At 65.4% G+C, this 13,148-nt stretch carries 10 protein-coding genes; all 10 read right to left on the bottom strand.

The features are described from left to right. Positions 1-65: 65 nt before the first annotated feature. The 10 genes from K1X11_RS08415 to K1X11_RS08370 all read right to left on the bottom strand — a co-directional run bounded on the left by K1X11_RS08415 (position 66) and on the right by K1X11_RS08370 (position 13,095). Positions 66-905, bottom strand: a complete 840-nt coding sequence (locus K1X11_RS08415; RefSeq protein ID WP_221029878.1) for a CheR family methyltransferase — start codon at positions 903-905, stop codon at positions 66-68. After that, positions 902-2,017 carry a chemotaxis-specific protein-glutamate methyltransferase CheB gene (cheB, locus tag K1X11_RS08410; RefSeq protein ID WP_221029879.1) on the bottom strand — a complete coding sequence of 372 codons (1,116 nt, stop codon included), beginning with the start codon at positions 2,015-2,017 and terminating at the stop codon, positions 902-904. The genes K1X11_RS08415 and cheB overlap by 4 nt, the downstream gene beginning before the upstream one ends. Positions 2,018-2,064: 47 nt before the next feature. Next, positions 2,065-2,433 (bottom strand): response regulator, encoded by a 369-nt coding sequence (locus K1X11_RS08405; RefSeq protein ID WP_221029880.1) that lies wholly within the window; start codon positions 2,431-2,433, stop codon positions 2,065-2,067. 144 nt (positions 2,434-2,577) lie between these two features. Continuing rightward, entirely contained in the window at positions 2,578-5,781 is a 3,204-nt protein-coding gene (locus K1X11_RS08400; RefSeq protein WP_221029881.1) for a PAS domain S-box protein, read from the bottom strand. Positions 5,782-5,846: 65 nt separating this feature from the next. Further along, positions 5,847-6,305 carry a chemotaxis protein CheW gene (locus K1X11_RS08395; RefSeq protein WP_221029882.1) on the bottom strand — a complete coding sequence of 153 codons (459 nt, stop codon included), beginning with the start codon at positions 6,303-6,305 and terminating at the stop codon, positions 5,847-5,849. A gap of 5 nt (positions 6,306-6,310) precedes the next feature. Further along, positions 6,311-8,821 carry a chemotaxis protein CheA gene (locus tag K1X11_RS08390; protein ID WP_221029883.1) on the bottom strand — a complete coding sequence of 837 codons (2,511 nt, stop codon included), beginning with the start codon at positions 8,819-8,821 and terminating at the stop codon, positions 6,311-6,313. After that, positions 8,818-9,207 (bottom strand): response regulator, encoded by a 390-nt coding sequence (locus K1X11_RS08385; RefSeq protein WP_221029884.1) that lies wholly within the window; start codon positions 9,205-9,207, stop codon positions 8,818-8,820. Before K1X11_RS08385 ends, K1X11_RS08390 begins: the two co-directional genes overlap by 4 nt. An 80-nt stretch (positions 9,208-9,287) precedes the next feature. After that, positions 9,288-11,192 (bottom strand): coiled-coil domain-containing protein, encoded by a 1,905-nt coding sequence (locus tag K1X11_RS08380; protein WP_324726142.1) that lies wholly within the window; start codon positions 11,190-11,192, stop codon positions 9,288-9,290. Positions 11,193-11,200: 8 nt separating this feature from the next. Then, positions 11,201-11,503: an STAS domain-containing protein gene (locus K1X11_RS08375; protein ID WP_221029886.1), complete on the bottom strand. Its 303-nt coding sequence runs from the start codon at positions 11,501-11,503 to the stop codon at positions 11,201-11,203. A gap of 56 nt (positions 11,504-11,559) precedes the next feature. Then, the gene (locus K1X11_RS08370; protein ID WP_221029887.1) at positions 11,560-13,095 is read right to left on the bottom strand and encodes a response regulator; all 1,536 of its coding nucleotides are present in this window, start codon (positions 13,093-13,095) and stop codon (positions 11,560-11,562) included. Between the last annotated feature and the right edge of the window lie 53 nt (positions 13,096-13,148).

Genomic DNA, 13,148 nt, shown 5'->3' with positions numbered 1-13,148 from the left:
CGGACGGATTTCGCCCATCGGGGATAAAGAGAAAGATAAAGAGGAAAGAGAAAGATGGGGGGCGCTCAGTTCACGCGGAAGAAGGTGGCGCGGCCGACGGTGACGGGGGTGAAGGCCGGGTCAATCTGCACGGTGGTTTCGGCGCCGCCGAGCGAGAGGTAACCGCCGGGGCGCAGCAGCATGCGGGCTTGGCGGAGGATGTCGCGACGGGTCTCCACATCGAAGTAGATGAGCACGTTGCGCATGAGGATGAGGTCGCACTTGGGCAGGCCGGTCCAGGCGCCGATGAGGTTGAGGTAGCGAAACTCAACGCGGCGGCGCAGGTCTTCGCTGATGATCCAGGCGCCGGCCTGTTGGCGGAAATGTTTGATGAGCAGTTTGGCGGGCAGACCGCGGTTGATTTCGTGCTGCAGGTAGGTGCCGCTCTTGGCCTTGTCGAGGACCTTGCTGGAGATGTCGGTGCCGACGATGCGGTAGTTGATCGTCGGGTGGTGCTCGGCCATGAGCATGGTGAGGCTGTAGGCCTCTTGGCCGGAGGAGCAGGCGGCGGACCAGATGGAAAGCGGGGCGCCGGCGCTGCGGGTGGCGAGCTCGGGAATGATGGTGTCGCGCAGGGCGTCGAAGGGGGCGAGGTCGCGGAAGAAGAGCGTCTCGTTGGTGGTGAGGGCATCGATGACTTCGGCGCGCGGGGTGCCCGGGCCGGTGGCGAAGCTGGTGCGCAGGTGGGCGACGAGGTCGTTGACGCTGCCGAAGCCATGCCGGGTGGCGATGGTGGCGAGGCGGGTTTCGACGAGGTATTCCTTACCGTCGGCGAGGACGATGGCGGTCTCCTTCTTGAGGAGGTCGCGCATGAAAAGGAAGTTTTCCCGGGACAGGGGCTGGAGATTGGCGGCCAAGGTGCTCATGCGACGAGGACGGGATGACGGTTGAGGTGGCGCTCGATTTGGGAGGCGAGTTGGCCGAGGGGATATTCTGCGTAAGGCAGGCCGGACGCAGCGACGGCGCCGGGCATACCCCAGATGGTGGAGGTGGCTTGGTCCTGGATCAGGATGCTGCCACCGGCTTCGTGCACGTGGCTGCAGCCGCGGGTGCCGTCGCAGCCCATACCGGTCATGACGACGCTGAGGATGCGGGCGCCGGTTTGGGCGGCGGTGCGCAGCATGACATCGGCGGCGGGACGGCAGGAGTTTTCCGGCGGTTGCTGGTTGATGCGGGCGATGAAGCGGCGGTTGGCGTCGCGTTGGAGGGCGAGGTGGTAGCCGCCCGGGGCGAGCGCGGCGACGCCGGGTTCGAGCACCATACCGTCGGTCGCTTCCACGCAGCCGAGCGGGCCGGGGCTCTGGTTCAGACGCTCGGCGAGGAGCGAGGTGAACATGGGCGGCATGTGTTGCACGATGGCGATGGGTAGCTGCGGGCGGACGGTGAAATGGCTGAACAGTTCGGCCAGGGCGTTGGGACCGCCGGTGGAGGCGGAGATGCACAGGAGATCGTATTTGCCGCGTGGTGCCGCAAAGCGCGTCGAACCGTTCGAAGCGGCGGGCGGCGGCGCGGCCGGAACGGTGAAGGCCGGTGCCGGCGGTGGGGGCGGCGGTGCGAACCGCCGTTTGGCGATTTCGCAAAATTGGCGGATGCGCGGGACGAGGTGTTTGCCGAGATTGGCGATGGCGCCGTTGAGATCGCCGACATCGGTGGGTTTGGTGATGTAGTCGTTGGCGCCGGCAGCGAGGGCGTCGAGCGTGGCGGCGGCCCCCTGGCGGGTGGTGGCCGAGAACATGATGACCGGCAGGTCCGGGTGGCTGTGGCGCAGGGCGCGCAGGGTTTCCAGACCGTTGAGCTCGGGCATCTCGACATCGAGGGTGACGATGTCGGGGTTCACCTGGGTGAGTTTTTGCAGCGCGATGCGGCCGTTGGGCGCGCTGCCCACGACTTCGATATCGGGCTCCCGTTCGAGGGCGACGGTGAGGAGACGCCGCATGACGACGGCATCATCTACAACCAGAACGCGGTGTTTGGGCATGGGAAAGGGAAGGGTAGAGACGGCGAATAGGAGGGCGGAGCGGCGTCTCAGGCGACGAGACCGAGGAGGCGGAGTTTATCGACAAACATGTCCTCGTTGAGCGGCTTCATGAGGTAGTCGTCGGCCCCGGCCATGATGGCTTCGGTGACGCAGTCGTAGTTGGACTGGGCGGTGACCATCATCGCTTTGATGTGATTGAGCGAGGGATTGGCGCGCATGATCTTGAGCAGTTCGATGCCGGTCATGCGGGGCATGTCCCAATCGATGAGGATGGCGTCGAAGTTGCCGTCCTTTTCCAGGACTTCGCAGGCGGCGATACCGTCTTCGGCTTCGACGGTTTCGCAGCCGTGTTTGGTGGCGAAGGAGGAGAGGATCGACCGCATGGTTTTGGAGTCGTCGACAATGAGGAAGCGCATGACGGAATAGGAGTGGGGAGGTGAGCGTTGAGGGCCGTAAGGGTTATCGGCGCGGAGGGGGCGGACCTGATGGCGGGCGGAGGTTTTTTGGCAAAAAAACACCCCTCGCCCGAGTGGGGAGGGGTGAATGACTGGGAAGGGAGATTAGGCGGCTTGACGGAAGTCGTGCACCTGGACGCCGGAGGCGCCGTTGTTCTCCACGATGGCCTTGAGGCCGGCGGAGAGGCGGGCGAGTTCGGCCGAGGCGGTGAGGGTATTGGCGGCACCCTCGGAGGTGCTTTGGGCGGCCTGGGAGACACTGCCGATGTTGCGGGTGATCTCGGAGGCGCCGCGGGCGGCTTCGCCGGCGTTGCGGGCGATCTCGTTGGTGGTGGCCGACTGTTCCTCCACCGCGCTGGCGATGGTGTTCTGGATGTCGTTGATCTGGGCGATGATCTTGGAGATCTCGCCGATGGCGCCAACGGCACCGTCGGTGTCACCCTGAATGGCTTCGATCTTGGCGGAGATGTCCTCGGTGGCGGCGGCGGTCTGCTTGGCCAGTTCCTTGACCTCGTTGGCGACGACCGCGAAGCCCTTGCCGGCTTCACCGGCGCGAGCGGCTTCGATGGTGGCGTTGAGGGCGAGCAGGTTGGTCTGCTGAGCGATGGAAGTGATGACCTTGATGACCTCGCCGATCTCGATGGAGGAGGAGCCGAGCTTGGTGACGGTGGCGTTGGTGTCGGAAGCGACCTTGACGGCGGCGGTGCCGACGCGGGCGGCTTCGGCCGCGCTCTTGGCGATCTCCTTGACGGTGGAACTCATCTGCTCGGCCGCGGTGGCGACCATGGTGACGCTGTTGGAGACTTGCTCGGCGGCGGAGGAGGCAACACCGGCCTGGGTGGCGGTTTCCTCGGAGTTGGAGCTCATGGTCTGGGCGGTGGCGGAGAGTTCCTCGGCCGCGGCGGCGAGGGTCTGCGAGTTGTGGCCGACCTTTTCCATGGTGTCCTTCAGGCGCTCTTCGGCGGCCTTGCGGGCGGTGATATCGGTGGCGAATTTGACCACGCGGTTGACCTTGCCGCTGACGTCAAAGCGCGGGTTGTAGGTGGCCTGGATCCAGACGACCTTGCCGCCCTTGCCGATGCGTTTGTATTCGGCGGTTTGGAATTTGCCGGCGCGCAGGTCTTCCCAGAACTGCTGGTAGGCTGGGGAGGCGACGAAGGACGGCTCAACGAAGAGGGAGTGGTGTTTGCCGACGATCTCGTTCTGGGCGTAGCCCATGGTGGTGAGGAAGTTTTCGTTGGCGCTGATGACGGTGCCGTCGGCGGAGAATTCGATAACGGCCTGGTTGCGGTTGGCCTGCTCGATCTGGCGGTCGTTGTTGATCTCGCGGACCTTGGCTGCGGTGACATCGGTGGCGATCTTCACGACCTTGGCGACGCGGCCGACCTCGTCCTTGACGGGGGCGTAGACGGCTTGGATGTAGACGTCGCGGCCGTCCTTGGTGATGCGCTTGAAGACGCCGGAGACGCTTTCGCCGTTCTGGAGATTCTTCCACATTTCGCTGTAGTCGCCGCTGGCAGCGAAGGCCGGGTCGACGAAGATGCGGTGGTGTTTGCCGACAATCTCATCGGCGGTGTAACCGACGGTGGAGAGGAAGTTCTGGTTGGCGGAGAGGATGTCGCCCTGCGGGTTGAATTCGATGTAGGCGTAGGCGTTGTCGATGGCGTTGAGGATGCCCTTGGCATTCTGGCGCTCGATTTCGGCTTCGGTGATGTCGTAGCGCACGCCGACGTATTTCTCGGGTTTGCCGTTCTCGCCCATGACCGGAGCGACGACAGCATCGACGTAGTAGGGGGTGCCGTCCTTCTTGCGGTTCTTAACGATGCCGCGGAAGATTTTGCCCTTACCGATGGTGGCCCACATCTCCTTGAAGACGGCCTTGGGCATGTCGGGGTGGCGGAAAATATTGTGCGGCTGGCCGATGAGCTCCTCGCGGCTGTATTGAGAAATCTCACACAGCTTGTCGTTGCAGGAGAGGATGTTGCCCTTGAGGTCGGCCTCGGAGACGATGCTGGTGACGTCGGTCACTTCGGCGCGCACCTTCATGGCGGCGAGGTCGTCCCAGTTGATCTGCTTCACCTTGAAGGTGCGGCGCAGGTCGTTGCAGGTCTTGTTGAAGGCGCGGGCGAGGTCGCCGACTTCGTCTTTGCCGTGATCCTTGAGGTCGTAGTCGAGCTGGCCGGAAGCGAGGGCTTCCACGCCGGCGCCGGCGGCTTCGATGCTGCGGATGATGGGGCGCACCACGAAGAGGACGGCGGCGATGGCGCCGAGGAGGGCGAGCACAGCCACGACGCTGACGACGCGGTAGAGGGAGTTGACGACGGCGAAGAGTTGGTCGCCTTCGGCGCGGACGAAGGTGGTGAAGCCGGTGCCGGCGTAACCGAGCACGGGGACGCTCTTGGCGTAACCGCCCGGTTGCTCGATGCCCATGCGGGCGCTCATGGCTTCGGCGGTGCCTTCTTCAGTGGTCGATTTGGCGGCGATGGTGGCGAGCTCGTCGCCGACGGTCACGAGGTTGACGGACATGACGTCGTCGTGGCGGGCAGCGAGGGAGCCGGTTTCGGCGGGATCGACATCGACGAGGATGCGACCGTCGCGGGCGGTGACGGCGAGCTCGGTGGAGGAGAGGCCGCGGGCGTTGAACTGGGACCACTCGGCGAGGACGATCGCCTCGACGGTGGCGGAATCAAAGAGGTTGTGCCAGTAGCCGTAGACCTTGCCGCTGCTGTCCTTGATGGGCGCGGAGTAGGCGATGTTCCAGGCGGGGGCGGCGGAGCCGTAGATCTCGGCCACGAGGGCGTTCTTTTCGGCGGGTCCGACGGCGGTGCCGCTCAGGGACTCGGGGGCGTTGTAGGTGAGGTAGCGGCCTTGGCTGACGTCGCGGAACCAGGTGTCGCGGGAGAGGTTGCGGCCGATGAGTGAGGCGGTGTCGAGGGAGCCTCCGGTGGCATCGACGTTATTGGCGGCGACGACGTTGCCGGCGGGGTCGGTGACGACCATGAGCGAGTAGCAGCCGTAGGTGGTGACGTAGTCGTTGAGCTTGGCGTTGAGGGCGTCGCGCTCGTTGCCGTCGGCGGTGGTGAGGTCGCGGTGGAACAGGCTGTTGAGGGCGAAGGCCTGCACGTCGCCGTAGCGTTCGAACAGATTGCGATCGATCTTGTCCTGGATGGCGCGGGCGCCAGAGGCGAGGGTGAGCAGCTGGGATTGCTTGAGGTTCTGCGCCTCGCGGACGATGGCGAGGAGCACGGCCAGTCCGCTCAGGGCGATGATGGCGCAGACGGGGAGGACGATTTTGGATTTGAGGCGCATGGCGATGCGTGGGTTGGGCGTTCGGACGGTTGGTGAAAGGGAAGGGAAAAGAGGGAGAGGAAAAATCAGGCGGCGGTGGCGATGGCGGCCTGGCAGGAGCCGGTGGCTTCGGCGTCGAGGACGTGGAGGAGTTTCCGGTCCAGTTTGTGCACGCCTTGGATGAGGTGGAGCACGGCGCTCGGCACGGTATCGGGCGGAGGTTCGAAGGTGTCTTCGGTGAGTTCCATGACGTCGCCGACGGAGTCGACGACGAGAGCGACCTGGCCGTTGGCGGTGCGCAGGATCATGAGCATGGAGGCTTTGCGATCACTGCCTTCCTTGGGCTCACGCAGTTTGAGCATGCGGCGCAGGTCGATGGCGGTGAGGATCTGGCCGCGCAGGTTGAGCAGGCCTTGAATGGTGGGAGGCGCGAGCGGCACTTGGGCGAGCTCGGGGCTGCGAATGACTTCCTGCACGGAGAGCACATCGAGACCGAGGAAGAGGTCGCCGACGTAAAAGGTGCACAGTTGGGACGGGGTGTTCATGGCGGTCAGGCGGCGTGGCGGGAACCGCGCAGGCCGGTGGCCTGGAGGATGGTGGGCACGTCGACGAGGTCGGTTATCTGGCCTTGGATGATGGCCGAGCCGGCGACGCCGGTAGTGGCGGTGCCGGGTTGCAGGGTGAACCGTTCCTCGACGATGTCGCGGATCTCGCCGACCACGAGGCCGACGGAGCGGTCTTCGGATTGGAAGACGATGACTTGTTCGGAGAGGCGGTTGTCGGCGCCGCCACCCATGGTGCCGAGGATGCGTTCGATGCGCACGAGGGGCATGATGCCGTCGCGGTATTGCACGGATTCGCGCCCGCCGGCGGTTTCGATGTCGGAGCGCTGAAATTCCTCGAGACGGGCGGCGGCGGCCAAGGGCAGGGCGACGCGGGCGCGGCCGGGCACGGAGAAGAGGAGCAGCGGCGTGATGTCGGAGCTGGTGTCCTTTTCGCTGGCTTCGACGACGGACTTGATCTCGCGGTGGTTGTTGCCGAGGGCACCGGCGTGCTGGGCGAGGCCGAGGGCGTCGAGGATGAGGGCGACGGTGCCGTCACCCATGATGGTGGCGCCGGCGAACATGGGCAGACCCTTGAGGTGCTGGCCGAGGGGTTTGACGACGATTTCCTCGGAGTCGGACACCTCGTCGACGACGAGGCCGAAGAGTTGTTGATCGGCGCGCAGGACGATGATGTTGAGGGCGCCGCGGGCGGCGGCGTCTTCGGCGCGCAACTTGAGCTGCTCGTCGAGGAAGACGAGCGGCAGGAGGTCGCCGCGGAGGCGGAAGACGGGGGACTCGTAAACCTGCTCGATGGCGGTGGCGGCTTCTTCGCCGTCGACGTGCACGAGTTCGACGAGGCTGACCTGCGGGATGGCAAAACGTTGGCCGGCGGTGCGCACGACGAGGGCGGGCACGATGGCGAGGGTGAGCGGGATCTTGATCTTGAGGGTGGTGCCCTGGCCGGCGACGGAGTGGATGTCGACGGAGCCGCCGATCTTCTCGATGTTGGTTTTCACCACGTCCATGCCGACGCCGCGGCCGGAGACGTTGGTGATCTTTTCGGCGGTGGAGAAGCCAGGGAGGAAGATGAGGTTCACCATCTCGCGCTCGGAGAGGCGGGCGGCGTCGTCTTCGGAGATGAGGCCTTTTTCGAGGGCCTTGCGGCGGACCTTCTCGCCGTTAATGCCGGCGCCGTCGTCGATGATCTCGATGTTGACCTGACCGCCCTCGTGGAAGGCGCGCATGATGACGTGGGCCTCGGCGGATTTGCCGGCGGCGACGCGCACGTCGGGCATCTCAACGCCGTGATCGACGGAGTTGCGCACGATGTGAGTGAGGGGGTCTTTGATGGCCTCGATGATGGTGCGATCGAGTTCGGTATCGGCGCCGATGGTTTCGAGGCGGACGTTTTTGCCGAGGTCGGCGGCGATGTCGCGGACGATGCGGGGGAACTTGCCCCAGACGTTGCCGATGGGCTGCATGCGGGTCTTCATGACGCCTTCCTGCAGCTCGGTGGTGACCTGGTTAAGGCGTTGAGAGACGGCGGTGATCTCGTTCTGAGAAATGGTGCGGTTTTGCGCGAGCTGGAGGAGCTGGTTGCGGGAGAGCACGAGCTCGCCGACCATGTTCATGAGCTTGTCGAGCAGGCCGACGTCGACGCGCACGGAGGCGTTGGCGGTGACGGGAGCGGCGGTCTTGGGCGCGGCTTTGGCGATGGGTTTGGCAGTCGAGGCGGGGGCCTGTCCGGCCGCGGCGGCTTGGGGAGCGTTTTCCGGGAAGATGCCCCAGCCTTGCGCGTTCTCGCGGGCTTCCTGGGCGGGGTCGGTGGTGACCTCGGGGGCTGATTCGGATTCGTCTTCGAAGAGGCCCCAGCCTTGCGCGGCGGCGGCTTCGTCGGTCGGGTCAGTCTCGGCGGCGGCGGGCGCGGGGGCTTCATCTTCGAAGAGGCCCCAGCCTTGGTTGGCGGCGTTGGCGTCGTCTTCGGCGGCGGCGTTGATGGCTTCCTGTGCCTCGGCAGGTTCGTCTTCGAAGAGGCCCCAGCCGGCGTTGGCGTCGGCCGCGGTCTCGGTGGCGGTGGCCGGGGCGGCGGGAGCCGCTACGGGCGCGGGCGGAGCGGCTGTATCCGGATCCTTGAGACGGGTGAGTCGGTCGGAAAGGGGGGTGTAGTCTTCGCCGGAGTCGTCGGTGCCGGTGGTCTCGATGGCGCCGAGCATGGCGCGCAGGGCATCGGAGAGTTTCAGCAGGCCGTCGGCGATGGCGGCAGAGGGCTCGAGGGCGCCATCGCGCAGGAGCGAGAGGAGGTTCTCGCCGGTGTGGGAGATCTTCTCGATGTGGTGAAACCCGAGGCAGCCGGCGGTGCCTTTGAGGGTATGCACGACACGGAAGATGTCGTTGAGGGTGTCGTTGTCGGCCTCGCCTTGCTCGATGGCAAGGATGGCCTGGTCGTAGCGATCCAGCCCCTCGTAGCTCTCCGTGAGCATGTCACGGACGAACTGCTCCTGGAGGTCGTTGCTCATGCCGCGTTGGCTTTGATGGCACCGGGGAGGACGCGGGAGACGACGGAGAGGAGTTGTTCCTGCTGGAAGGGTTTAACGATCCAGCCGGTGGCTCCGGCGGCGCGGCCTTCGTTCTTCTTCCCGACCTCGGATTCGGTGGTGAGGATGAGGATGGGCACGCTGCGGCCGTTGGCGGTGCCGCGGGCTTGGCGAGTGAAGGTGATGCCATCCATGCGCGGCATGTTGACGTCGGTGATGATGAGATCGACGGCCTGGCGTTGGAGGAGGTTGAGGGCATCCACGCCGTCGGCGGCTTCGATGACTTCGAGGCCAGCCCCGCGGAGGGTGAATGCTACAAGTTTGCGCATGGTGAGCGCGTCGTCGACGGTAAGGACCTTACGTTTCATGGCGGATGGGAAAGCGATGGAGGGTTGGGAGTGCTATCGGTGTGGGTGGTGCGGGCTTTAACTAAAAACCGGTGCGTGACTTAGAAGAGTTCGATATTGTCGTCCAAAGGCGGGGGATTCTCCTTAGAGACTCCCGATGCGGCCGGGGTTTTGGGCGCAGTGGCGGGCGAGGAGGCGGTCGCGGGCTCGGGCTCGAAAAAGGCCGTGGCGAAGGCCGGTTCGGGTTCGGCATGAGTGGTGGTGGCGTCGGTGTCGGGCACATCGACAAAGAACTCGAGGCTGTCGTCGTGTTGGCCGAGGTCGCTGTCGTCGCCGGTGATGGCGGCGTGGGCCTGGCGTTGGGAGGCCATGGTGTAGCCGCCGGTGTGAGCGGCGAGTAGCTCGCGTTCGCGCAGGGTGGGCGGGGTATCGGAGGCGTGGTGTTCGAGCCAGGCGACGCCGCGTTCGAAGCTGATTTTGGCGGTGGCGAGTTCCTGCAGGCGCTGGGGCTTGGGGTTGGTGCGGTCGCGCACGTTTTCCATTTGGCTGCAGACGTCCTGCAGGGTGGCGAGGGTGCGGTCGCGCATGCCGTGGAGGCTTTGGATGACCTCGGCGCCGTTTTGCCGGAGGTCATCGAGGTGTTTGCGACCGGTGTCGCGCATGGTGCCGAGTTGATCGAGCAGTTCGTGGGTGACGGTGCGCAGCTCGATGATTTCGTTGGCGGTGCGGTCGCCGAGTTCGCCGAGCTCGGCGGAGATTTCGGCGGTGCGGGCGGCGAGCACTTCGAGGCCGGAGCCGTCGCCGAGTTGGACGGAGCGGACCTGGGCGTTGAGCGCGATGAGTTGGATGTTGAGGGAGACCTCGATGACGACCGACGAGAGGTTTTCGGTGACTTCGGCGACGGGTTGGAGGGCGGTGTAGGAGTCATCCGCCAGCTTCACGTTGGCGGCGGAGATTTCGGTGATGTCCTCAAAGGCTTCGAGGAGGAGTTGGACCATGCCGTCGATGGAGGCGGTGGAGTTGTCGAGGTCGCGCAGTTTGATGGAGGCTTCGCCGAGTTCATCGGCTTGGAGGACGATGCGATCGATGCCTTGGTCGAGTTGTTGGCGGGCTTCTTCCATGCTCTGGATGACCTCGGAGACTTGGACGCTCATGAGGCGCATCCAGGCGCCGATGGCCCCGACGGGCGGGCCGGCGTGGAGGGCTTTGAGCACGTGGTCGATGCGCTGGGTGAGAATGTCCTCGTATTGGAGCGCGGAGACGAGTTGGGAGATCTCCTGGTTGAGCCGTTGGGTGGCGTCGCGGACTTGGGTGTCGCGTTGGGAATCGAAGCTGAGTTGTTCGCCGAGGGTTTCGATGGCGCGTTCGATTTCGGCGCGCTTGCGGGTGATGACCTGAGCGTAGGCGTTGTTGTCGTGGCGGATCTTTTGATGGACGCCGCCGATGGTGGTGCGGGCGGCCTCGAGTCGGGTGACGTTGTCGTCGAAGGTTTTGTCGATGAGTTCGCGCAGGCGGTGAATTTCGTCGGCGACGGTGAGGAAGGTGGTCTGGTGTTCCGGCTCGAGTTGGGCGGCTTCGATGCGGAAGAAGACGATCATGTGGCGCAGCGGGGCGAGGACCTCACCCATGGCGAGCTGGCATTTGAGCAACTCTTTGGAGTGCTGGTCGCAGCGGGCGACGTGCTCGAGCATGGGCTCGAGGCCGCGCAGGGAGCGATCGATGTGCTCGAGGGGTTGGTCGAGCACCTGCATGGACTGTTGGAAGAGGTTGATGCCCTCGGATTGGCCGTTGGCGAGTTCGATGAGTTCCTCGCACTTGTCGAGCAGTTGGCGGGTCTGGGAGTCGATCTCGTCGAGGTCGCCGCCGAAGGCGTGGAACGTTTGCTGGAGGTTGCGGCGGCCGTCGCGGATGGCGGAGATCGCAGGACGCGGGTTGGGCGCGGTGATGCGGGCCGAAGGCAACCACGAGAGCAGGCGACCGCGTAGAGCGGAAAAGGGATTACGCACGCGGAGCTTCATGACAGATCGGGGCCGACCACGGTGGCGTGGGTGTCGATGCGGGTGAAAGAGAGGATGCGACGCACGCTGGCGTTGCCGACGAGGATGGTGATGCTGCCCTGGCGGGATCTGGCGCTCTTGATCGCGGAGACGAGCAGGTTCAGTCCGACCGAGTCGATGAGGCGGGAGGCGCGCAGATCGATGGTGAGGGTGCGGTTGGGCGTGAGGGCCTCGACCTGCGGCATGATGGCTTCGCGGAAGCTGTTGACGTTGGTGCTCAGCACGTCGCCGGGGGCCGTGACGGTCGGTCCGGAGGGCACGCCGGATGGTCGAGGGAAAGGGGAAGGCGGTGAGATCATGCGAGGGCGGGCGGGATTCAAATTTCGAAGTCCATGGCGAGGCAGGCGCCGCGGCTGAAGGCGGCGGTGCGGTGCGGCAGGTGCTTCATCATGACGAGGCCACGGTGTTCGGTGAGCAGGTCGGCGGCGGCGGCGGGTTCGTGTTGATCGAGGTCGAAGTCGTGACCGGTGCCGCTGTCGGTGATGCGCAGGTGGAGCTGCGACTTTTCGGGGGTGTAGGAGACCTGGATGTCGGCGAGGCGGTCGGCGCGCCCCTCGCAGCCGTGGGTGAGGGCGTTGATGAGGGCTTCGCGGGCGCAGATGGTGACATCGGCGAGCGGGGCGTCGGCGAGGGTGGGCAGGGCGAGGCGCAGGGAGCGTTCGATCCAGGCTTGGTGGCCGTCGATCTCGTCGATGGAATTGCCGGCGAGACGGCGGCTGATAAGGGGGATGGCTGGGGTGACATCGAGCTCGGCGTAGCGGGCGAGGTTGATGCGCACGGCGGCGAGGTCGTCGGGGGCGTCGACGAGGTAGGAGGCTTTGGCGGGGTCGCTTTGCAGAAGGCGATGAGCGAGGGCCAGGGGATCGACATCGTGGATCTCAGCGAGGTCGGGCAGGCCGTCGGACCAGACGATCACGTAGCCGGTGGGCATCGGGTTGTAGGCGGAGCTGGGCAGGTCGGGGAACCAGCCGAGCGGACCCGAGCACTGCGACGCCTGCAGGGGGTAGGCGAAGCCGTCGCTGTCGCAGACGACGGGGGGAGGCAGGCCGCAGTTGAGGGAATGGAGTGAGAGGGCGCCGCGATCGAGCACGACGCTGCCGGCGGCGAGGGAGAGGTGGACGTCGTCGTTGCGATTCCACTCGTCGAGGAGCATGTCGTTGAAAAGGGTGAACACCTCGTCGATGCGCGCGCCGCGGGCGGCCATGCCGCGGGCGATGCCGTGAAAGTAGTTGGACTGAAAGGCGGCGCGCAGGTCGTGGCCGGAGGCGTCGGAGACGAGGATGATGTGCCGATGGTCGTTGACGGGGAGGACGGAGACGAAGTCGCCGCTGGCGTCGGCTTTGGAGGAGAAGAAGAGTTCGACGCAGTCTTCGAGCCGGCTGAGGTGGTGCTGGAGGAGGAGGCGTTGGCTATCGCCGAGGGCGGAGGCATCGGCGGCGGTGGCACGCAGGTCGCGTTGTTCGCGGGTCTTGCGGGCGGCGCGGCTGACGGCCTCGCGCAGGGCTTCGCCGCCGACGGGTTTGTCGAGGTAACCGACACCGCCCTGGCGGAGGACTTCGGCGACGATGCTTTTTTCGCCTTCGGCGGTGGCGACGAGGACGGAGAGGGTGGGATCGAGGGCGCGGATCTGTTTGAGCAGTTCGAGGCCATTGCCGCCGGGCATCCAGTAGTCGCTGATGACCGCATCGATGTGGTCGGGACCGATGTCCTGCAGGAGGGTCATGCACTCGGCGGCGCATTCGGCGGTCTCCACGACGTGGCCGTCGCGCTTGAGCTGCGAGCGCAGGACAAAGCGAGCGGCGGGATCATCATCGACGACGATGAGATGCAGAGACTCTGAGGGGATGGGCATGCGACAGGTGCTTTCGGTTATCGGTAAGTGGCTACGCAGCTTGAGCAGATACT

Origin of the sequence: Actomonas aquatica (assembly GCF_019679435.2) — a bacterium.
Lineage (GTDB): Bacteria > Verrucomicrobiota > Verrucomicrobiia > Opitutales > Opitutaceae > Actomonas > Actomonas aquatica.
The sequence above is the reverse complement of the archived record's forward strand: the minus strand, read 5'-3'. Positions and strand labels throughout refer to the sequence as shown.

Coding starts and splice junctions, on each gene's coding strand:
- K1X11_RS08415 (WP_221029878.1), bottom strand. CDS start 905: ATGAGCACCTTGGCCGCCAATCTCCAGCCCCTGTCCCGGGAAAACTTC.
- cheB (WP_221029879.1), bottom strand. CDS start 2,017: ATGCCCAAACACCGCGTTCTGGTTGTAGATGATGCCGTCGTCATGCGG.
- K1X11_RS08405 (WP_221029880.1), bottom strand. CDS start 2,433: ATGCGCTTCCTCATTGTCGACGACTCCAAAACCATGCGGTCGATCCTC.
- K1X11_RS08400 (WP_221029881.1), bottom strand. CDS start 5,781: ATGCGCCTCAAATCCAAAATCGTCCTCCCCGTCTGCGCCATCATCGCC.
- K1X11_RS08395 (WP_221029882.1), bottom strand. CDS start 6,305: ATGAACACCCCGTCCCAACTGTGCACCTTTTACGTCGGCGACCTCTTC.
- K1X11_RS08390 (WP_221029883.1), bottom strand. CDS start 8,821: ATGAGCAACGACCTCCAGGAGCAGTTCGTCCGTGACATGCTCACGGAG.
- K1X11_RS08385 (WP_221029884.1), bottom strand. CDS start 9,207: ATGAAACGTAAGGTCCTTACCGTCGACGACGCGCTCACCATGCGCAAA.
- K1X11_RS08370 (WP_221029887.1), bottom strand. CDS start 13,095: ATGCCCATCCCCTCAGAGTCTCTGCATCTCATCGTCGTCGATGATGAT.